The 19290-nt window shown below is 66.2% G+C and carries 24 protein-coding genes; 12 read left to right on the top strand and 12 right to left on the bottom strand.

Going from position 1 to position 19290, the window contains the following annotated elements; all coding sequences use genetic code 11:
* Nucleotides 1-110 precede the first annotated feature (110 nt).
* Nucleotides 111-683, top strand: coding sequence for a peroxidase-related enzyme (locus tag IEV83_RS14550; protein WP_181759694.1), 573 nt, complete (start codon nucleotides 111-113; stop codon nucleotides 681-683).
* Nucleotides 684-688: 5 nt separating this feature from the next.
* Here IEV83_RS14550 and IEV83_RS14545 read toward each other — a convergent pair whose 3' ends face one another.
* The gene (locus IEV83_RS14545; RefSeq protein ID WP_181759695.1) at nucleotides 689-865 is read right to left on the bottom strand and encodes a hypothetical protein; all 177 of its coding nucleotides are present in this window, start codon (nucleotides 863-865) and stop codon (nucleotides 689-691) included.
* Here IEV83_RS14545 and argC point away from each other — a divergent pair.
* Both argC and leuD read left to right on the top strand, forming a co-directional pair.
* On the top strand, nucleotides 864-1814 hold the full coding sequence (argC, locus tag IEV83_RS14540; RefSeq protein WP_181759696.1) for an N-acetyl-gamma-glutamyl-phosphate reductase: 951 nt from the start codon (nucleotides 864-866) through the stop codon (nucleotides 1812-1814). The genes IEV83_RS14545 and argC overlap by 2 nt on opposite strands.
* A gap of 31 nt (nucleotides 1815-1845) precedes the next feature.
* Nucleotides 1846-2451 (top strand): 3-isopropylmalate dehydratase small subunit, encoded by a 606-nt coding sequence (leuD, locus tag IEV83_RS14535; RefSeq protein ID WP_181759697.1) that lies wholly within the window; start codon nucleotides 1846-1848, stop codon nucleotides 2449-2451.
* 103 nt (nucleotides 2452-2554) lie between these two features.
* On the opposite strand, the gene IEV83_RS14530 is transcribed toward leuD, so the two are convergent.
* A complete protein-coding gene (locus tag IEV83_RS14530) occupies nucleotides 2555-3028 on the bottom strand; it encodes a MarR family winged helix-turn-helix transcriptional regulator (protein ID WP_181759698.1) in 474 nt (157 codons plus the stop codon).
* 204 nt (nucleotides 3029-3232) lie between these two features.
* On the opposite strand from IEV83_RS14530, the gene IEV83_RS14525 reads away from it, so the two are divergent.
* Nucleotides 3233-3655 (top strand): organic hydroperoxide resistance protein, encoded by a 423-nt coding sequence (locus tag IEV83_RS14525; RefSeq protein ID WP_181759699.1) that lies wholly within the window; start codon nucleotides 3233-3235, stop codon nucleotides 3653-3655.
* 56 nt (nucleotides 3656-3711) lie between these two features.
* On the opposite strand, the gene IEV83_RS14520 is transcribed toward IEV83_RS14525, so the two are convergent.
* A complete protein-coding gene (locus IEV83_RS14520; protein ID WP_181759700.1) occupies nucleotides 3712-4224 on the bottom strand; it encodes a cyclic nucleotide-binding domain-containing protein in 513 nt (170 codons plus the stop codon).
* A gap of 64 nt (nucleotides 4225-4288) precedes the next feature.
* A complete protein-coding gene (locus tag IEV83_RS14515; protein ID WP_181759701.1) occupies nucleotides 4289-4972 on the bottom strand; it encodes a response regulator transcription factor in 684 nt (227 codons plus the stop codon).
* Nucleotides 4973-5129: 157 nt separating this feature from the next.
* Here IEV83_RS14515 and IEV83_RS14510 point away from each other — a divergent pair, with 157 nt between their 5' ends.
* The 6 genes from IEV83_RS14510 (at nucleotide 5130) to IEV83_RS14485 (ending at nucleotide 11097) form a co-directional block, all read left to right on the top strand.
* The gene (locus IEV83_RS14510; protein WP_181759702.1) at nucleotides 5130-5705 is read left to right on the top strand and encodes a L,D-transpeptidase family protein; all 576 of its coding nucleotides are present in this window, start codon (nucleotides 5130-5132) and stop codon (nucleotides 5703-5705) included.
* A 98-nt stretch (nucleotides 5706-5803) separates the two neighbouring features.
* Nucleotides 5804-6721, top strand: coding sequence for a pirin family protein (locus tag IEV83_RS14505; RefSeq protein WP_181759703.1), 918 nt, complete (start codon nucleotides 5804-5806; stop codon nucleotides 6719-6721).
* Between the two features lie 206 nt (nucleotides 6722-6927).
* On the top strand, nucleotides 6928-7845 hold the full coding sequence (dapF, locus tag IEV83_RS14500; RefSeq protein ID WP_209003183.1) for a diaminopimelate epimerase: 918 nt from the start codon (nucleotides 6928-6930) through the stop codon (nucleotides 7843-7845).
* Complete coding sequence (mtaB, locus tag IEV83_RS14495; protein WP_181759704.1) at nucleotides 7842-9116, top strand: tRNA (N(6)-L-threonylcarbamoyladenosine(37)-C(2))-methylthiotransferase MtaB; 1275 nt, start codon at nucleotides 7842-7844, stop codon at nucleotides 9114-9116. The genes dapF and mtaB overlap by 4 nt, the downstream gene beginning before the upstream one ends.
* A 4-nt stretch (nucleotides 9117-9120) precedes the next feature.
* Nucleotides 9121-10455 (top strand): signal recognition particle-docking protein FtsY, encoded by a 1335-nt coding sequence (gene ftsY / locus IEV83_RS14490; RefSeq protein ID WP_181759705.1) that lies wholly within the window; start codon nucleotides 9121-9123, stop codon nucleotides 10453-10455.
* A gap of 6 nt (nucleotides 10456-10461) precedes the next feature.
* Nucleotides 10462-11097, top strand: a complete 636-nt coding sequence (locus IEV83_RS14485) for a septation protein A (RefSeq protein ID WP_181759706.1) — start codon at nucleotides 10462-10464, stop codon at nucleotides 11095-11097.
* 21 nt (nucleotides 11098-11118) lie between these two features.
* Here the strand turns inward: IEV83_RS14485 and IEV83_RS14480 are convergent, their stop codons facing one another.
* The 3 genes from IEV83_RS14480 to yddG all read right to left on the bottom strand — a co-directional run bounded on the left by IEV83_RS14480 (nucleotide 11119) and on the right by yddG (nucleotide 13306).
* Nucleotides 11119-11325 (bottom strand): DUF1737 domain-containing protein, encoded by a 207-nt coding sequence (locus IEV83_RS14480; protein ID WP_181759707.1) that lies wholly within the window; start codon nucleotides 11323-11325, stop codon nucleotides 11119-11121.
* A gap of 56 nt (nucleotides 11326-11381) precedes the next feature.
* Entirely contained in the window at nucleotides 11382-12287 is a 906-nt protein-coding gene (locus IEV83_RS14475; RefSeq protein WP_181759708.1) for an HpcH/HpaI aldolase/citrate lyase family protein, read from the bottom strand.
* Nucleotides 12288-12364: 77 nt separating this feature from the next.
* The gene (gene yddG, locus IEV83_RS14470; RefSeq protein ID WP_181759709.1) at nucleotides 12365-13306 is read right to left on the bottom strand and encodes an aromatic amino acid exporter YddG; all 942 of its coding nucleotides are present in this window, start codon (nucleotides 13304-13306) and stop codon (nucleotides 12365-12367) included.
* Nucleotides 13307-13494: 188 nt separating this feature from the next.
* Here yddG and IEV83_RS14465 point away from each other — a divergent pair, with 188 nt between their 5' ends.
* On the top strand, nucleotides 13495-13956 hold the full coding sequence (locus tag IEV83_RS14465) for a GNAT family N-acetyltransferase (RefSeq protein ID WP_181759710.1): 462 nt from the start codon (nucleotides 13495-13497) through the stop codon (nucleotides 13954-13956).
* Between the two features lie 73 nt (nucleotides 13957-14029).
* Here the strand turns inward: IEV83_RS14465 and IEV83_RS14460 are convergent, their stop codons facing one another.
* Nucleotides 14030-15085 carry a DUF2125 domain-containing protein gene (locus IEV83_RS14460; RefSeq protein ID WP_181759711.1) on the bottom strand — a complete coding sequence of 352 codons (1056 nt, stop codon included), beginning with the start codon at nucleotides 15083-15085 and terminating at the stop codon, nucleotides 14030-14032.
* 244 nt (nucleotides 15086-15329) lie between these two features.
* On the opposite strand from IEV83_RS14460, the gene IEV83_RS14455 reads away from it, so the two are divergent.
* A complete protein-coding gene (locus IEV83_RS14455; protein ID WP_181759712.1) occupies nucleotides 15330-15869 on the top strand; it encodes a gamma-glutamylcyclotransferase in 540 nt (179 codons plus the stop codon).
* A 34-nt stretch (nucleotides 15870-15903) separates the two neighbouring features.
* Here IEV83_RS14455 and IEV83_RS14450 read toward each other — a convergent pair whose 3' ends face one another.
* The 4 genes from IEV83_RS14450 to IEV83_RS14435 all read right to left on the bottom strand — a co-directional run bounded on the left by IEV83_RS14450 (nucleotide 15904) and on the right by IEV83_RS14435 (nucleotide 19028).
* Nucleotides 15904-16371, bottom strand: coding sequence for a hypothetical protein (locus tag IEV83_RS14450; protein ID WP_181759713.1), 468 nt, complete (start codon nucleotides 16369-16371; stop codon nucleotides 15904-15906).
* Between the two features lie 77 nt (nucleotides 16372-16448).
* Complete coding sequence (locus tag IEV83_RS14445) at nucleotides 16449-17240, bottom strand: lysophospholipid acyltransferase family protein (RefSeq protein WP_181759714.1); 792 nt, start codon at nucleotides 17238-17240, stop codon at nucleotides 16449-16451.
* Nucleotides 17241-17308: 68 nt separating this feature from the next.
* Entirely contained in the window at nucleotides 17309-18016 is a 708-nt protein-coding gene (locus IEV83_RS14440; RefSeq protein WP_181759715.1) for a YdcF family protein, read from the bottom strand.
* Between the two features lie 181 nt (nucleotides 18017-18197).
* The gene (locus IEV83_RS14435) at nucleotides 18198-19028 is read right to left on the bottom strand and encodes a phosphatase PAP2 family protein (protein ID WP_209003182.1); all 831 of its coding nucleotides are present in this window, start codon (nucleotides 19026-19028) and stop codon (nucleotides 18198-18200) included.
* Nucleotides 19029-19290: the final 262 nt, after the last annotated feature.

The raw sequence follows: 19290 nt of genomic DNA, 5'->3' as shown, positions 1-19290 counted from the left end.
GTCGTCCGATGTAATCACTTCATCCGCCACGATCCACCGATCACGTCGGACAAACGAACCATTGGGTAAATGGCGGCGCATTTGCCGCCTGTTTTCGGGAGGAAAACTGCATGAACGACGCGACCAGCCCCATTGCCTTGTCCCTGGAGCAGGAAACCGGGCTTGGCCCCGAGACCGAGGCCTATTTCGCCAAATGCGAGGAAAAGCTCGGCATGGTACCCAACGTGCTGCGCGCCTATGCCTTCAACGAGGACAAGCTGCGGGCCTTCACCGCCATGTACAATGACCTGATGCTGGCCGACAGCGGGCTGAGCAAGCTGGAGCGGGAGATGATCGCCGTTGCGGTTTCCTCGGTGAACCGCTGCTTCTACTGCCTCACCGCTCATGGCGCGGCCGTGCGCCAGTATTCCGGCGATCCGGAACTGGGCGAGCTGATGGTGATGAACTACCGGGTCGCCGACCTCGACCCGCGCCAGCGGGCCATGCTCGATTTTTCCGTAAAACTGACCGAGCAACCGCACGCCATCGTCGAGGCGGATCGCGAGGCCCTGCGCGCCGTCGGCTTTTCCGACCGGGATATCTGGGACATCGCGGCGGTGGCCGCCTTCTTCAACATGTCCAACCGGGTCGCCTCCGCCACCGACATGCGGCCCAATCCGGAGTATCATGGCCAAGCCCGCTGACACGCTCACGAACAGGCCAGCCGGCAGCTCTCGGGCAGGAGAAGAATGACAAACCGGTCACCGGTGGTGTAGAAGTCCGCCGAACCGGGCGCGGCATCGCCGCCGCACCCGGTAAAATCAGTTACGCCTGCCAGGAGCTGTGCCTGGAAGTCTGAGGCGTCCACCAACGGAGAGAAGGACATGGTCGCGAAAGTGTTCATCGACGGCGAAGCCGGCACGACGGGTCTCCAGATCCGCGAGCGGCTGGCACGTCGCCGCGACCTCGACCTCCTGTCAATTGCCCCGGAGCGGCGCAAGGATCTTGCCGCCCGCGCCGAGCTTTTGCGCGAGGCAGACATCGCCATCCTCTGCCTGCCGGACGACGCGGCGCGAGAGAGCGTGTCGCTGATCGGCGATGCCGGCACTCGGGTGATCGACGCCTCCACCGCCCATCGCACGGCGGAAGGCTGGGACTATGGCTTCGCCGAGATGGCCACTGACCAGGGCGCGAAGATCGGCGCCTCGGCCCGGGTCGCCAACCCGGGCTGCTATCCGCAAGGGGTGATTGCCTGCCTGCGGCCGCTGATTTCCGCCGGCCTGCTGCCGGCCGAGTTCCCGGTGACGGTCAATGCGATCTCCGGCTACAGCGGCGGCGGCCGCACGATGATCGAGGCCTATGAGGCCAAGGGCAATGCTGCGGCACCCTACATGCCCTATGCGCTGACCCTCGACCACAAGCACCTTCCGGAAATGGGGCTGTACTCCGGCCTTGCCACCACGCCCTTGTTCGTGCCGGCCGTCGGCAACTTCGCCCAAGGCATGGTAACCATGGTGCCGCTGCAGCTTGGCGGCCTCGCCCACGTCCCGACCGGGGCAGAGCTGCATGCAGCGCTCACGGCGCATTACGGCAGCCTTGCGGGCAGCTTCGTCGATGTGGCGCCGCTCTCCCAGAGCGCCCGGCTCGACGAACTGGATCCGGAAACCTTCAACGGCACCAACCGCATGCGGCTGCATGTCTTCGCCAATGACGCGCGCGCCCAGGCGGTGCTGGTCGCCGTATTCGACAACCTCGGCAAGGGCGCGTCCGGCGCCGCCGTACAGAACCTCAACCTGATGCTGGGTTGCGACAGCGCCACAAGCCTTGCCGCCTGACCCGCGACTGACCTGCAGGAGACCTTGCGAAATGGACAAGTTCGAGACCTTGACCGGCGTGGCCGCGCCGCTGCCGATCATCAACATCGACACGGACATGATCATCCCGAAGCAGTTCCTCAAGACCATCAAGCGGACCGGGCTCGGCAGCGCCCTGTTCCACGAGATGCGCACCCTTGACGATGGCTCGGAGAACCCGGATTTCGTGCTCAACACGCCGGCCTACCGCAAGGCCAGCATTCTGGTCGCCGGCGACAACTTCGGCTGCGGCTCCTCGCGTGAGCATGCGCCCTGGGCGCTGCTGGACTTCGGCATCCGCTGCGTGATCTCCACCAGCTTCGCCGACATCTTCTACAACAACTGCTTCAAGAACGGCATCCTGCCGATCGTCGTCTCGCCGGAAGAGCTGGACAAGCTGATGGACGACGCCCAGCGCGGCGCCAACGCCACCCTGACGGTGGATCTGGAAGCCCAGGAAATCCGCGGCCCCGATGGCGGCGTGGTGACGTTCGACATCGACCCGTTCCGCAAGCACTGCCTGCTGAACGGTCTCGACGATATCGGCCTGACCATGGAAAAGGCGCCGGCCATCGACCGGTTCGAGAAGAGCGCATCGGAAAGCCGCCCCTGGGCCTGAGCCCTGACGGGCGACCAGTCAGTCTGGCAGCCTGAGAGCAGACGCTTTGCAGATTCCCCCGGTGCTGGCGGCGCCGGGGGATTTTGTCTTTTATGTATCCGGTTTAGGCGCCCGCTTCGCCGGTCAACCCATCCCGCAGCGCTTCCAGCTCCCCCTTCAGCCGCTGAAGATCGACGCCGGACGTGTCGCAGGCCGCCATCACCTGATGCGGGATCGGTCGGGCCGCCTGACGCAACGCCTCCCCCGCCTCCGTCAGCGTGACGATCAACCGCCGCTCATCGGCCGGATCACGCCGACGCGTCACCAGACCCGTCGCCTCCAGCCGTTTCAGCACCGGGGTCAGCGTGCCGGAGTCCAGCATCAAGGCCACCCCCAGCGCCTTCACCGGACGGCTGCGGTACTGCCACAGCACCAGCATCACAAGATATTGCGTGTAGGTCAGCCCCAGCGGCGCCAGCAGCCGGGCATAGAGCCGGCCAAGTGCCAGCGTGGTGGAATGCAGGCTGAAACAGAGTTGATGCGACAGCAGCAGCGCCGCATCCTCCTCACTCACCTGCGCCGAAGTCGTCTCGGTCATCCGTCTTGTCGCTTGCCCCGTGCGCCGCGCGCGCATCACCGGCGGCGGTCGTGTACAGCCGCACCGCGCGTTGTCCATCTTCTTTCAAATCTCCCGCTGCGCCCAACCTGTCAAGTTTACTTGCATCACGTTGAATTTGACAAAATTAAATTTTGCGCAATAGTTTTTCTCGAAACGTATCGCCTTTCGGGAAAGGACCCACAGATGAGCATCCTCTACACCGCCCGCACGAGCGCCACCGGCGGCCGCACCGGCACCGCGAAATCCGACGATGGTCGGCTGGAGATCACCCTGTCGACGCCGAAGGAACTGGGCGGGGACGGCGGTGCTGGCACCAACCCGGAGCAGCTCTTTGCTGCGGGCTATTCCGCCTGTTTCATCGGCGCTCTGGGCTTCGTCGCCGGGCGCGATAACATCGAACTGCCGGCCGACACCTCGATTGATGCGGAAGTGGGCATTGGCCCGCGCGAGGACGGCGGCGGCTTCGGCATCGCGATGACCCTCAACATCGCCCTTCCCGGGCTCGACAAACCCACCGCCGAGGCGCTGATCGCCAAGGCCGACGTGGTCTGCCCCTATTCGCACGCGACCCGCGGCAACGTGCCCGTCACCCTGAACCTGGTGTGATGCTGCGCTGACGTGCGCAGGTCCGTATTTCAAGGAAAACAGGATCTGGCGACGCGCTACTCGGCGTCGCCGCTGGCCTTGGCCCGGGCAGCGCGGAAGGCGCTGTGCTCCCGTTCGAGCTGTTCCAGCAGGGTCCCCACCCGGCCAAGCGCCGCGGCAGTGTCGCGGAACCGTGCCGCCCGGCTGTCGAACAGCCGCTGTGCGATATCGGGAAACTCCTGCAGCATGCGCTTGAACAGGGCGCGGCGAATGCGGATGACATCGGTGGCACCGCTGGCGACGGCCCGTGCCGGGCGCCGGGTCTCCACCAAAAGGGCGGTTTCGCCGATCAGGCTGCCGGGGCCATAGCGGTCCCCCTGCCCATTCGCCTCGTTTTCGCTCTCCAGCATAACCGCACCGGAAGCAACCACCAGACCACCATCGGCCCGTTCGCCTTCCACGAACAGCACCTCGCCGTCGCGATAGGAGACGTTTTCCGCTGAAAAGGCGAGCAGGCGCAATTGCTCATCCGGAAAATCGGCGAGCAGGGGCACCTTGCGCAGGAGATCCATATCACGGGCGAGACTCATGACTTGAGGAGTACGCCGAAGCCCTTGGCCAGCACAAGACCAGAATTGCACCCCGTCCCCGGTCTCAGGGCACCAGCTTGTAGCCGCCCGCTTCCGTCACCAGCAGTTCCGCGTTCGACGGATCCCGTTCGATCTTCTGCCGCAGGCGATAGATATGGGTTTCCAGCGTATGAGTGGTCACCCCGGAGTTGTAGCCCCACACCTTGTGCAAAAGCACATCGCGGGTCACCGGCTTTTCCCCGGCCCGGTAGAGGAACTTCAGGATCGAGGTTTCCTTCTCCGTCAGCCGGACCTTGCTGCCCTTGTCATCGCTCATCAGCTTCTGCGCCGGCCGGAAGGCGAAGCGGCCGATGGTGAACACCGCGTCCTCGCTCTGCTCATGCTGGCGCAGATGCGCCCGAACCCGCGCCAGCAGCACGGCGAACTTGAACGGCTTGGCCACATAATCGTTGGCGCCGGCTTCCAGCCCAAGGATCGTGTCGGAATCCGTGTCATGGCCCGTCAGCATGATGATCGGTGCCTTGAAGCCGTTTTTGCGCAGGAGCTTGACCGCCTCGCGCCCGTCGATGTCCGGCAAGCCCACATCCATCAGCAACAGATCCACATGCTCCGTCTTGGCCATGTTGATCCCCCCCGCCGCCGTCTCCGCCTCCAGCGTCTCGAACTCGTCGTAAAGCGAAAGCTGCTCGACCAGCGCCTCACGCAGATCGCTGTCATCGTCGACAATCAGGATTTTGCGGGCGCTCATTCTCTGTCCTCCCTTTTGGGGCTCTCAATCAATTCAATCCCTTGATCATCACTTATGCAACAACAACACGCGTCGCGAGCGGGAATTGACCGAAAATGGTGCACCCGGAAACAAATCTGCTTCACGTGGATTTGATCGAAAGGGTATCACGGTACCCATGTCGATCGACCTTCTCGCCCCAGACTGCACGCCAAGCGCCCTTCCCTCCGCCGGACCAGCGGAGATCCTGCGGGTACGGGCGCTGTCCGCGCACGCCACCACCGGCCGGCTCAGCCTTGGTCCGATCACGCGCCCTTGCGCGCTCGGCCGGGGCGGCATCACCCGGATGAAGCGCGAAGGCGATGGCGCCACCCCGGCGGGCGCCTTCCTGCTCAAGACGGTCTACTATCGGCCGGACCGACTACCCCGACCGCGCAGTCGCCTGCCGGTGGTGCCGCTGTCGCCGGACATGGGCTGGTGCGACGATCCCACCCACCCGCGCTATAACCGGATGGTGACCCGCCCCTTCCCCGCCTCTCATGAGGTGATGTGGCGCGAGGATGGGCTTTACGACATCGTCGTCGTGCTGGATTGCAATCTGGCGCCAGCGGTGCGCGGACGGGGCAGCGCCATTTTCTTCCATCTCGCCCGCCCCGGCCTGACGCCAACCGAGGGCTGTGTCGCCCTCCACCGCGCCGACATGCTGAAGGTGCTTCAGGCCTGCGGCCCGGCAACGCGCATGATCATCGATTGATGCGCCTGCGGTGAACGGTGTGTCGCCGCGCCGGGGCTTTATCCTGTGCGGGCACCGCCCCAGATGGGAGACAACACCCTCTGGCGAAAGGAACCGTCATGTCCGTCAGACCCGTCACCCACACCGGCGCCGCCCAGCCGACCCTTGAGGGCGCCGGCGTCAAGCTGCACCGCGCCTTCGGCTTCAACGATCCGACCCGGCACGACCCCTTCCTGCTGTTCGATGATTTCCGCAACGAGCGCCCGGAGGATTACCAGGCCGGCTTTCCCTGGCATCCGCACCGGGGGATCGAGACCATCACCTATGTGCTGGCCGGCACGGTCGATCACGGCGACAGCCTCGGCAACAGCGGTACGCTCGGAGCCGGCGACATCCAGTGGATGACCGCCGGGCGCGGCATCATGCATCAGGAAATGCCCAAGGGCGACGCCCGGGGCCGCATGCATGGCTTCCAGCTCTGGGCCAACCTGCCCTCGTCGCTGAAGATGACCGATCCGCGTTACCAGGATGTGCCGGCGGCGGAGATCCCCGAGATCATCGACGACGACGGCACCACCGTGCGCGTCATCTGCGGCAGCTTCTGGGGCAAGCGCGGCCCGGTCGACGGCATTGCCGCCGATCCGGCCTATCTCGATGTGTTTGTACCGGCCGGCCGCACCCGGCGCCTGCCGGTCGACACCTACCGGCAGGCCTTTGCCTATATCTTCGAGGGCTCGGGCAGCTTTCGCGATGCCTCCAGCCCGGTGGGGATCCTCACCGAAAAATCGGTCGGCGGCGAGGAACTGCACATTCGCGATCAAAGCGGCGACCGCACGCTGGTGCAGTTCGGCACCGGCGACGAGATCACCGTCACCGCCGGACCGCTCGGCATCCGTTTCCTGCTGGTCTCCGGCAAGCCGATCCGAGAGCCGGTGGCCTGGCACGGGCCGATCGTCATGAACACGCGGCGGGAACTGATCGACGCGGTCACCGAATTGCGGAACGGCACCTTCATCAAGGAAAGGATCGGGGGCTAGCCCCTCCCCCGCCACATGGTGCCGCCCACGCACATCCGTCCCTCACTCATTCGGTGAGGGGCGGAGATAAAGGCAACACTGGAATATTGCCCCGCTTTCGGCCATATAGACGGATGCGCGGCGATCCCGCAGGCCCCGGGACAGGGGCCCGGCGTCCGCCAGGATCCCAGACATCAGGCCTCTCAGTCACACAGGCATTACCGGCGATGAGCGACGGCAGCACCCCTTTCCTGAAGATGAACGGGCTCGGCAATGACTTCGTTGTCTGGGACGCCCGGACCACGCCACTTGCCTTGCCGGTGGAGACAATCCGCCTGATCGGCGACCGGACGACCGGCATCGGCTTCGATCAGATGATCACCGTCGAGCGCTCGCCCAGCGGCGCCGATGCCTTCATGCGCATCCACAACCGGGATGGCTCGGAGGTGTCCGCCTGCGGCAATGCCACCCGCTGCATTGGTCGCCTGCTGATGGAAGAAAGCGGCCGTCCTGCCGCCACCATCGAAACCCGGGCCGGCCTGCTCAACGCCACCGGCACCGACGATCCGCGCCGCGTAACCGTCGACATGGGCCAGCCGAAACTCGCCTGGGACGAGATCCCGCTGGCCGAGCCCTTCGCCGACACCCGGGCGATCGAATTGCAGATCGGCCCGATCGACGCGCCGGTGCTGCACACCCCGTCCGTCGTCAACATGGGCAATCCCCACGCCATCTTCTGGGTGCCGGCGCTCGACGCGGTCGACCTTCAACAGGTCGGGCCGATGCTGGAGAACCACCCGATGTTCCCCGAGCGGGCCAACATCACCCTAGCCCACGTGCTGTCGGATACGGAGATCGAGATCAAGGTGTGGGAACGTGGCGTCGGCCTGACACAGGCCTGCGGCACCGCCGCCTGCGCCACTGCGGTCGCGGCGATCCGCGACGGGCGCACCGAACGCCGCGTCACCATCCACCTGCCGGGCGGCCCCTTGCTGCTGGAATGGCGCGAAAGCGATGGGCATGTGCTGATGACCGGCGACACGGAAATCGAGTTTGAAGGGCGTGTCGACCTCGCCACCGGCCGCTTCCGCAAGACCGCGCCGGGCGACGCCGCCGCCCTGGCAACGCCGGAGGCGAGCCGATGAGTGTTGATGTCGTCACCTTCGGCTGCCGGCTCAATGCCTATGAATCGGAGGTCATGAAGCATGAGGCGGAAGCCGCCGGCCTCAAGGACGCGGTTCTGGTCAACACCTGCGCGGTGACTGGCGAGGCAGTGCGCCAGGCGCGCCAGACCATCCGCCGCCTGCGCCGGGAAAACCCTGAGGCGCGGATCATCGTCACCGGTTGTGCCGCCCAGACCGAAAGCGACAGCTTCGCCGGCATGGAGGAGGTCGACCTCGTCCTCGGCAACAGCGAGAAGCTGGAACGGGCCTCCTATGGCCGGGTCGCCCAGTTCGGCATCGACGAGACCGAAAAGGTGCGCGTCAACGACATCATGAGCGTCACGGAGACCGCCGGCCACCTGATCGACGGGCTGGAGGGCCGCGCCCGCGCCTTCGTCCAGGTACAGAACGGCTGCGATCATCGCTGCACCTTTTGCATCATTCCCTTTGGCCGTGGCAATTCCCGGTCCGTGCCCATGGGCGTGGTCGTCGACCAGATCGCCCGGCTCGTCGACAACGGCTACCGCGAGGTGGTGTTGACCGGCGTCGATATCACCAGCTATGGCGCTGACCTGCCGGGCACCCCGACCCTCGGCACCCTGTCGGAGAAGATCCTGAAGAAGGTCCCGAGCCTCGACCGGTTGCGGCTCTCCTCGATCGACTCGATCGAGGCCGACCCGGCCTTGATGCGGGTGATCGCCGAGGAAGACCGTCTGATGCCGCACCTGCATCTGTCGCTGCAGGCCGGCGACGACCTGATCCTCAAGCGCATGAAGCGCCGGCACCTGCGCGCCGACACCATCCGCTTCTGCCAGGAGGTCCGCGCCGCCCGTCCGGACGTGGTATTCGGCGCCGATATCATCGCCGGTTTTCCGACGGAGACGGAGGAGATGTTCCAAAACACCCTGCGCATCGTCGATGAATGCGGCCTGACCCATCTGCACGTCTTCCCCTTCTCGCCCCGGCCCGGCACCCCGGCCGCGCGCATGCCCCAGGTGGAGCGTACCGCCGTCAAGGAGCGGGCGGCGCGGCTGCGGGAAAAGGGCGCGGCGGCCCTGCGCGCCCATCTCGATGCCGAGGTCGGTCGCACCCGCCAGGTTCTGATCGAACGCGAGGGCCTGGGCCGCAGCGAACAGTTCACCCAGGTCGAGTTCGACGCGGATGCCTGCGCCGGTGCCGGACCGGGGGATCTTGTCAGCCTGCGCATCAGCGGGCATACCGGGCGACATCTCCTCGGGCAGCGGGCGGCATGACAGCATGAGTGACGAAAAACGCGGTTTCCTCGGACGTCTGTTCGGCCGCAAGGACAACAAGACGCAGACGGACGCGCGCGAGACGGTCGAGACGGTCGAAACCGCCGACGCCGCTCTCTCCGGCACGGACGACGCCGCGCAAGCCCCCCTTGCACCCGAGGCGCCGGCGACAGAGGCCCCGACCGAGGTCGCGCCAAGGGTCGAGCCTGCGGAGGCCGGCGCTCCCAAAACAGAAGCGCCCAACAGCGAAAGCTCGGACCTCGCCACGCCGGAAACCCCGGTGGAACCGGCCCCCGCCGCGACCGCCGACGAGGAACGGCCTGCACCCGAGGCCGTTGAGGAGCCTGCGCAAGAGACCGAACCGCCAGCTTCTGTGGAGCCTGAGGCCAGCGAAGCGGCGCCGGAACCTGCCGCCCCGCGTCTGTCCTGGTTCGCGCGGCTGAAGGCTGGCCTGTCCCGCTCCTCTGCCAGCCTGACCGGCGGCATCACCGCGCTCTTCACAAAGCGCAAGCTCGATGCGGAAACGCTGGAAGAGCTGGAAGACCTGCTGATCCAGGCCGATCTCGGCGTCGAGACGGCAATGACGATCACCGAGCGGATTTCCGACGGCCGGTTCGACAAGGAGATCGCCCCGGAGGAGGTGCGTCGCATCCTTGCCGAGGAAGTGGCCAAGGTGCTGGAACCGGTTGCCCAGCCCCTGGAGCTCGACCCGGCCAACGCCCCGCATGTGGTGCTGATGGTTGGCGTCAACGGCACCGGCAAGACCACCACCATCGGCAAGCTGGCCGCCAAGCTCCGGGCCGAAGGCAAATCGGTGATGCTGGCTGCCGGCGACACCTTCCGCGCCGCTGCCGTCGAACAGCTCAAGATCTGGGGCGAGCGGACCGGCGCCCCGGTGGTCGCCCGCGACACCGGCGCCGATGCCGCCGGCCTCGTCTTCGACGCCATGCGCGAGGCCAGGGAAAAGGGCGTCGATGTGCTGCTGATCGACACCGCCGGACGGCTGCAGAACCGCGCCGAGCTGATGGCCGAGCTGGAAAAGGTCGTGCGCGTCATCCGCAAGCACGATCCGAACGCCCCGCACAGCGTGCTGCTGACTCTCGATGCCACCACCGGTCAGAACGCGATGAACCAAGTCGAGATCTTCGGCAAGACCGCCGGCGTCACCGGCCTCGTCATGACCAAGCTGGACGGCACCGCGCGCGGCGGTATCCTTGTCGCTATTGCCGCCCGGCACAAGCTGCCGGTCCATTTCATCGGCGTTGGCGAGGGCATCGACGACCTCGAACCCTTCACCGCCGGCGATTTCGCCGCCGCCATCGCCGCAAGCGAGAGTTGATCCCTGATGGAATTCGAACACAGCCCCAATGCCGCCGACCGCAAGGAGGTGGCGCCGCTCCTGAAGATCGCGCTGGAGCTTGGCCCGCTGCTGCTGTTCTTCCTCGCCAACTCACGCGGCGAGATGCTCGCCGAGCGTTTTCCGGTGATCACCGATCTCGGCGGACCGATCTTCTTCGCCACCGCCGTCTTCATGGTGGCGATCGCGGTGTCGCTGGCCGTGTCCTACGTGCTGACCCGGCGGCTGCCGGTGATGCCGGTGGTCTCCGGCGTTGTGGTGCTGGTGTTCGGCGCCCTGACCTTGTGGCTACAGGATGAGCTTTTCATCAAGCTGAAGCCGACCATCGTCAACGTCCTGTTCGGGGCGGTGCTCTTGGGCGGCCTTCTCTTCGGCAAATCGCTGCTGGGCTATGTGTTCGACAGCGTTTTCCGGCTCGATGACGCCGGCTGGCGCAAGCTGACCTTCCGCTGGGGGGTGTTCTTCTTCTTCCTCGCCATCCTCAACGAGGTCATCTGGCGCAGCTTCTCGACCGATTTCTGGGTGTCGTTCAAGGTGTTCGGCATGATGCCGATCACCGTGGTCTTCACCCTGCTGCAGCTGCCGATGATCCAGCGTCACACGCTGGATCACGACGAGGACTGAGCTTCTGACGCCGCGCGGACCTCAAAAATCCGACAGCTTGATCTCCGGCGAATAGCTTTCACCGCTGACATCCTTGGTCACCGCCTGGCCGCAGACGACGATGCCCTTGGCCGCATCGAAGGTGAGGCTCGGGGCGCCATGCAGATCCCAGCCGGCATTGAGCGCCGCCGTCACCCGGTGGCAGAAGGCGCTGTCGTCCGGGCCGGTGATGAAGCGATAGAGTTTCATGAAGAGCGTCTCCAGGAGGAACCCGGCCGGGTCGCGCCCGGCCGGTGAAAGATGCGTCAGCCGGCGGCGACCGAGCTGCGGGCGGCAATCGCATCGGCGATCCGCACCACCCGCTCGCCCATCTCCGCGTGCAGCCGCTCGACCATCCGGCCATCCACCTGCAAGGCGCCCTTGGAAGCGTTTTCCGGCTTCTCGAATTCGGCGATGATCTTGCGCGCCTGCGCCACCTCGGCCGCATCCGGCGAGAAGGCCGCGTTGCATGCCTCGACCTGCTTGGGGTGGATTAGCGTCTTGCCGTCCATGCCCATCTCCGCGCCCTCGCGGCATTCGGCGGCAAAGCCTTCCGCGTCCGACAGGTCATTGTAAACGCCATCGATGATGTCGAGCCCATGGGCCCGGGCAGCGGCAACGCAAGCCATCAGCCAGGGACGCATCGGCGCCCGCCCCGGCACCAGCCGCGCCCGGGTCTCCTTGGCCAGATCGTTGGTGCCCATGATGAAGCAGGAAAGCCGGGTTTCCGGATTGGCCGCCGCCGCCGCGATTTCCCGCGCGTTCAGCATCGCAAGCGGCGTTTCCATCATCGCCCAGAGCGTCAGCCCGGCCGGTGCCTTGGCCGCGTTGACCTTGTGGGCCGCCCGCTCCAGATCCGCCGGCGTCGAAACCTTCGGCAGAAGGATCGCATCGGGACCGGCGGCAATCGCCGCCTCAAGATCCGCTTCGCCCCAGGGCGTGCCGGCGCCATTGACGCGAATCACCACTTCCCTGTGCCCGTAACCGCCGGCGGCCACCGCCTCGGCCACCTGCCGGCGGGCCAGATCCTTGGCGTCGGGCGCCACGGCATCCTCAAGATCGAGGATCAGCGCATCCACATCGAGGCTGCGCGCCTTTTCCAGTGCCCGTGCGTTGGAGCCGGGCATGTAAAGGACGCTGCGGCGAGGTCTGATGGCGGCGGGTGTCGTCATGGGCGAACCTGTCCCTTTTGGTTGGTTACGAGAAATTTGCCTGCGGCGCTGGAAAGCCGAACCTTGGGATCTGGACCCTAAAGCGCGGAACGATCCTCCGCCACCGGTCTTTCGGCCGAGGGGCTGGCGGACGCGCCTGCGGCGGGACGAAACAGCATGTCCCGGGCCGCCACCAGCGCACCGAGGGTCACCAGTGCGCAGGCCAGTGCAACGCTGACAGTGAACGTGCCGAAGCCGAAGAGGATCAGGAGCAGGGTCGACAGCACCGGCGCCGCATAGGCCCCCGCCCCCAACACCTGGATGTCACCGCGCTTCACCCCGATATCCCAAACGAAGAACGCCAGACCGACCGGAAAGGCGGCAAGACCGAGCACCGCCAGCCACTCGCCCGCCCCCGCCGGCCAGACGGTCTGCTCCACCGCCAGATGGGCGGCCAGCGACAGCACCGAGGTGCCAAGGCAGAACCCCGCCACCGCCTCGGTCGGCACCCGGCCGAGCCGCCGCGACAGAACCGAATAGCTCGACCAGAACAGCGCCGAGGCAACCGCCGAAAGATAGCCGATCAGATAGGCGGGATCGAGCGCCAGGCTCTGCCCCCGCGTGACCAAAAGCGCCGCACCGGCAAGCCCCAGCCCGGCGCCGATCAGATGATGCGCCCGCAGCCGTTCGCCCGGCAGCAGCGCTGAGAAAACGACGATCAACAACGGCCAGGTGTAGTTGATCAAGTTGGCCTCCACCGGCGGCGCATTGCGGATCGCCGTGAAGTAGAAGAAATGAAAGCCGAACAGGCCCAGCGTTCCGAACGCCCAGACGCCAACCGGCTGGCGCATCAGCCGCAAGCGACCGCGCAGGGCCAGCCACAGCGTCGCGGCCAGCCCTGAGAACCCGAAACACAGGGCGTTCAGCAGGAACGGCGGCACATCGCCCGAAGCGGCGCCGAACACACCGAGCATCGACCACATCAGCACCGCGGTCAGGCCAATCATTGTCGCACGGCGACGGTGCGAATCCTGGGTCATGGCATGGCTTTCCGGAAAAGAAACGGCAGGGCACCCCACAACTATGCGGCGATCTTTCCACGGCGGTCAATGGGCCAGCGACGGACAGGTCGACAGAGGCGGTTGCAAAACCGTCACGGTTCGGGACAAGGTGAGCGCCGCGTTCCGGTCCCCCGGGTCGCTGACCACCGATCCAACGCGGAGCTTCCATGAACACCATCGACATCAAGACGCTTGGCCCTGACGACGCACTTGCTCTCGCGCCCCTGATCGCGGAATACGCCCAGGCCCTGAAGCGCGGCGCGCCGCGCCGTCCCGACCAGTTCTACGCCGAGCGCATTCTCGGCGACCGCACCGCCGAGGTCATCGGCGCGGAGCTTGATGGCCGTCTTGTCGGCTTTGCCATCTTCTTCGACCTGCCGGAGATCATCAGCGGCCTGCGCGCGGGACAACTCGACGAACTCTATGTGCATCCGGACGCCCGCAACAAGGGTGTTGCCCGGCGGATGATCGAGACCCTGGTGCAGGAAGGCACCCGCCGCGACTGGTCCGAGCTGCGCTGGATCGTCCCCGGCAAGAACGTGCCCGCCGTCACCCTTTACGACCAGATCGCCGAACCGGCCAACTGGAAGGGCTACACCCTGGCAATCGACCGGCCGGCAACCGACTGATCCCGGTCCCAGTCCGAGCTATCGCATCGCGCCGCGCCTGACATGCGGCGCGATGCCGGCCGAAACCGCCTGGCTACATCAACGGTCCGAGCCGACCGATCGGGATAAGGCCGACACGGGCGACACCGCCCTCGAAACGGAGCGGCACGGTGACCGCCGGCACACCATCGAGCTCAACCGGGCTACCGAAGCCCATCAACGCCCCTTGCAAGGTTGCCGGCACGGTGGATTCCGGCGGGAAGAACGGCGCCAGCGCCTGGGCAAGCTGGTCCACCCCGGCCACCGTCAACGGCAGGCTGCCGCTCAGCCGGCCCGCTTCATCGAGCCACAGCGCCCCGCTGGCCTGCAGGGAAAGCTTGCCTGACGACAGCACCAGCCGCTCGATCGCCAGCGCCTCGCGTGACGCTAGAAGCGCCCGCCAGTCGCCATCGGAGCGGCCCAGAAGCGGCGCGGCGCCGGCAACCGTCATATCGGCGAACAGATCGACCGCCGGCACGGACGGCAGGGTCGAAACGGCCGCAAGCCGCACGGCCAGATCAACATCCTCCGCCACCTCCGGCGATTGCCTCAGATGCAGTTCCGCCCTATCGGCAGCGACCCGGAAGGGTATATCCGCGCCGGCCCCATCCAGCGCGATATCGACCGCCGGCGCCTCGACAACGAGATCCATTCGCGCCACCGTCTCATCGCCGAGCCGGGCGCTGGATCGCGCCGTGCGCCAGGTCGCATCGACCGCCAGACCGGCGGGACCGGCAGAGCGAACAAGCCGCGCCGGCGCGTCCGCCTCGACGATCAACTGGCGCGGGTTATAGGCGAGCGCCACCGCCCGCAAGCCTCCAAGGCTCAGGCTGTCGCCGGTCGCCGCCGCAACGTCCAGCGGCGTGCAGCGCAGCTCGAAGCGGAACGGATACCCCCCCAGCGACTGATCGCCGCAAGCAAGCCGGCCGCCTTCGGTTTTCGCCACTTCGACCGTGTTGCGCAGGATATCGACGGCCATTCCCCGGCCAATCGCCCAATAGGTGCTCCAAAGGGCAACGACGAGCAGGACGAGGCTCACCAGCAAACGGTACTTCCAACGGGAGGGCGAGCGCCCTTTCGGCGTCCCGGTGGCTGTCGGCGTCTCGGTCATCTGGTCCTCACGGCTGAAAATCGACCCTCCGCCTCTACGCCCGGATCGCGACGGTTTCAAGGAGGATCGGCGCGCGGCTCCCGCGTCACATCCGCGCCCGTGGGCGGAAAATCCGTCCAAGCCGGCCGGAAACAAACGGCGGAGGGTTGATCCTCCCCCCGGTTCTGACGCACCCTGCCGGCCGCCTTGCCTGGCTCGGACCGAGCAAGGGCACGGCCGGAAGCGATGAGAGGATCAACGGCGCATGAGCGATCTTTGGGTGTTCGGATACGGCTCGCTGATGTGGCGGCCGGGCTTTGCCTATGAGGCCGCGGTGCCCGGCGTTCTGCATGGCGCTCACCGCTCGCTTTGCGTCTATTCCTGGGTGCATCGCGGCACCGAGCAGCGGCCCGGCCTCGTGCTTGGCCTCGATCGCGGCGGCGCCTGCCGGGGCATCGCCTTTCGCGTCGCCAGCCGCAACCGGGATGAGGTGATTGCCTATCTGCGCGAACGCGAGCAGGTCACCGCCGTCTATCTTGAAGCGGAAAGGCGGGTGCGGCTCGATGGCGAGGAAGGCGGCACGGTCTCCGCCCTGACCTACCTGGTCAACCGCGACCACCATCAATATGCCGGCGTGCTAAGCACCGAACGCCAGTTCGAGCTGGTGCAAGGGGCCCACGGCCAATCCGGCCCCAACCCCGAATATGTGCTCAACACCGCCGCGCATCTGGAAGAGCTGAAGATCCACGATCCGGCGCTGTCGTCGCTGGCGAAGCGGCTGAAGGCCCACGTGGCGGCCGTCTGAGGCAGCGCCTCGCGCGTTCTCTTTCCTGAAAAGGTTAATCCTGCCCGGCCACGGGCCGAACCGCCTCCGCACCCGCCGCATCGGCGGCGAAGATACAACTCGCCCGGGACAGGTCGTCGGCCACGGCCCGGCGTTCGTCGGGCCGACCGGCGAGCAGATGCACATAGGCGATCCGTCGGCCAAGATCGCGGCTGGCGATGGGCGCGCCGCGCCGCTGGCCGTAGCGGTCGACCTCGCCGATCCAGACAGCCCCGCCGCTGCGGCGCGGCAAGAGGACGACCACCGCCCCGCAATAGTCCTCCAGCGCCTCCACCGGTACGGCGGAGAAAAGATACCGCCGGCCCGAACCTCCGAAGAAATAGCGGTAGCGATCATCCAGCCCCAACGCCTCGGCCGCACGCGGGGCCGCGGCTGCGCCGCTCTTCCCCTCGCCCGTCCTGGAAACAGCCCCGGCGTCCATCCCGGAAACAGCCCGATCCACATTGGTCAGCGATGACGTCATGCTGACGACAATAGAACAAACCAGAAACCTTGTCAGCAGACAATCGACACGGGCAACGCCGCGTCTTGCGCGCCCTGTCAGGCGCGCGGGAACACGCGCCCGCGCGCGCGCCAGCGCTCTTCCACCAGCGCCAGCACCGGGCTGTCCGGATCGCGCCGCGCCGCCTCCCGCAACAACTCGTCCGATGCACCTTCCACCGCCGAGACCAGATGCTCATAGCAGGCATGAAGCTCCAGCCCGGGTTGGATCGGCGGCAGGATCTCCACCAGCACCGTACCCGGGTAAAGGGTCCAGCCACGCCGGGGCCAGTATACTCCCGAATTCAGCGCGATCGGCAGCACCGGACATTCGAGCGAACGGTAAAGATGGGCCACGCCATGCTTGTAGCGCGGTTCCGCTCCGGCCGGCCGGCGGGTGCCTTCGGGAAAGATCAGGATCTGCCGTCCCTCGGCCACCGCTTCGCCGGCCTTTTCCGTCATCCGCGCAAGCGCCACCGACCGCTTGCCGCGGTCGACCGGGATCTGCCGGTATTTGGCGGTGTACCAGCCGAACAGCGGAATGTAGCGCAGCTCCCGCTTCAGCACATAGGTCGGCGAGGCGAACAGCGGCAAGAGGGCAAAGGTTTCCCAGGCCGACTGGTGTTTGGCGGCGACGATATAACCGCCCTCGGGGATGTTCTCCAGACCGCGCACCTCGACCTTGAGGCCCACGATCCAGCGCAACAGCGCCAGGCAGGTCCGCGCCCAGAACGGCACCACCGGCCAGCCCCAGCGACGTGGTAGGATCAGCACCGGCGAAAACAGGATCATCAGACCCAGGGTCACCAGATAAAACAGTGCGTGAAACAGGAGGGAGCGAAGAAGAAGCATCGAATGGCCAACCGGATGAATTGCGTGTCGCGGCCAATCGACGGGAGGTACAGAGCCGGCAAGGCCCCTCAGGACAAGGCGCCGTCGACCATCCCTATTCTCAGCCAGGTGAGCATATACTTCACATATTCGCGCAGGAGAAGCCGCGTCGTCTGCGGATCCGCATACCAGCGCTCAAGCGGCAGGTCGGCACTCTGCACCTTGGCCGGGATCAGTTGCAGGTCTGGCGCCACCGAACGCAATTCCAGCATGGCGCGAGGCATGTGATAGGCGCTGGTGACCACCAGCAGGCTGTCGAAATGCCGGCTGCGCGCCCATTTCGCGGTTTCCGCTGCGTTTTCCAAGGTGTTGTTGGCAATCCGGTCAAGATCGACACAGCAGCGAAAGAGCGCAGGGTTGCTGGAGGTCAGGGCAACGATCTGCTCCGGCCGGGTGTCCGGATGCACGCCGGAGATCAGCAGGCGATTGGCCCGCCCCTCCTCCAGAAGCATCAGCGCCTTCTTGACCCGCTCGCGTCCACCGGTCAGCACCACGATCGCATCGGCGCCGGTCAGCGTTGCCGGCTCCGCCGCCGTCACCATGCCGGCAAAGCGGAAAAATCCGCCGACAAGAAACCCGCCACCGATCACGACGACCGCCAGGGCAAGCACCAGCAGCCAGCGGACAAACTTCCGGCGACGCGGTTTCGGCGGGCGGGCATTCCTCCGCGCGCTCTCAGGCACGTCTTGCGCCTCCCGGGCCGCCCCGTCCTTCGGCAGCGAAGTTGCTCGATCCATCATCATCATCGGCTGCCAGACCAGCAGGTTCCACGACTAGCGGTTTTCATGCGAACGTCCGCCCCCGGCGCCGTTCCTGTCCCTCGCCCCGGGCTCTCGAAGAGAGCACCCTCTATTGAGGCCAACTCGCACGATCCTCCGCCCCGGAGTTGACCGTTTTTGGGCACCAAATTCAACCGGCCTATCGGAACCGGTGCAAAAACGCCCGGGTGCGCCTCACGATCCCGCAGGCCAACCGGCGCACGCCCCGGCGCAGCCAGCCTCCAACCCGGGCAAGCCCGGAGCGCAGCGATGCCTCCTGCAGCATCGCCGGCGGCGCGACATAGAACAGCCGGTACATGGCGAGGATCACCAGCAGGGTCAGGCCCCAGGACAGCAAGGTGTCGGACAGGAAATGACCGCCGAAGGCCACCCGGTTGATGGACAGCGCCACACAGAGCGGCCCGATCACCACCAGCATCCCCAGGCGCCAGCGGGCAGGCGCGAGAAACACCAGGCTCACCAGCCAGAGACTGGCCGATGCCTCGCCGGACACGAAGGAACAATTGGTGTCGCAATGGTCGGTGACCTTCCAGACCGGCACATAGGGAGCATCACCGCCAAAAGCCGTCACGTCACGCGGACGCGGCCGGCCCCAGTTGTTCTTGAAAAGCGCATTGACCACCAGCCCCGGGCCCAGCGCCAGTGTCGACAGCAGGAACAGCGAGGCCCGCAACCGCACCCACTCCGGCAATCGCGGCAGAAGCAGTGCCGCCACCAGAGGCAGAGCCGCCAGAACGGCGACCACCTTGACCAGAAAAGGGCCGAGCGCGCGCAGTCGCACGAAGAACGGCACCTCAGCGAGCCAGAACCCCGCCTCGGCATCGTAAAACAGCCCGGTTGCCATCAGGTCCAGCGCGGGAACCGCCAGGAACAACAGCGACACCAGCAAGAGATAGGCGCTCGTGGCAACAAACGGATGGGCGGCGCACCACTCACACAGCTTGCGCGAAAAGGAGGCTTGATGCGGCACGGGTGTCATCTCGGGCGGAAATCCTTGGATCGGGCGTGGCGGTTCAAATCAACGCAAGATAACGGCGGAGCCGCAACGACATCTGAAGCCCAACACGCCGGGCCGTTTCAGGTTCGCCGGTTATAAAGTGCTGCGAGCGCCTGTCCAGCATCGCCCTGCGCGCAGCGCAGCCCGGCGCGGCAAAACGGCCATCGACCGGGCGTTGACACCCATGATAGATTGCACCTCGCCGATCGCCCAGTGGCGCGCTCGTCACTTGAAC

Origin of the sequence: Stappia taiwanensis (genome assembly GCF_014635285.1) — a bacterium.
Lineage (GTDB): Bacteria > Pseudomonadota > Alphaproteobacteria > Rhizobiales > Stappiaceae > Stappia > Stappia taiwanensis.
This window is presented reverse-complemented; position numbering and strand designations above follow the sequence as displayed.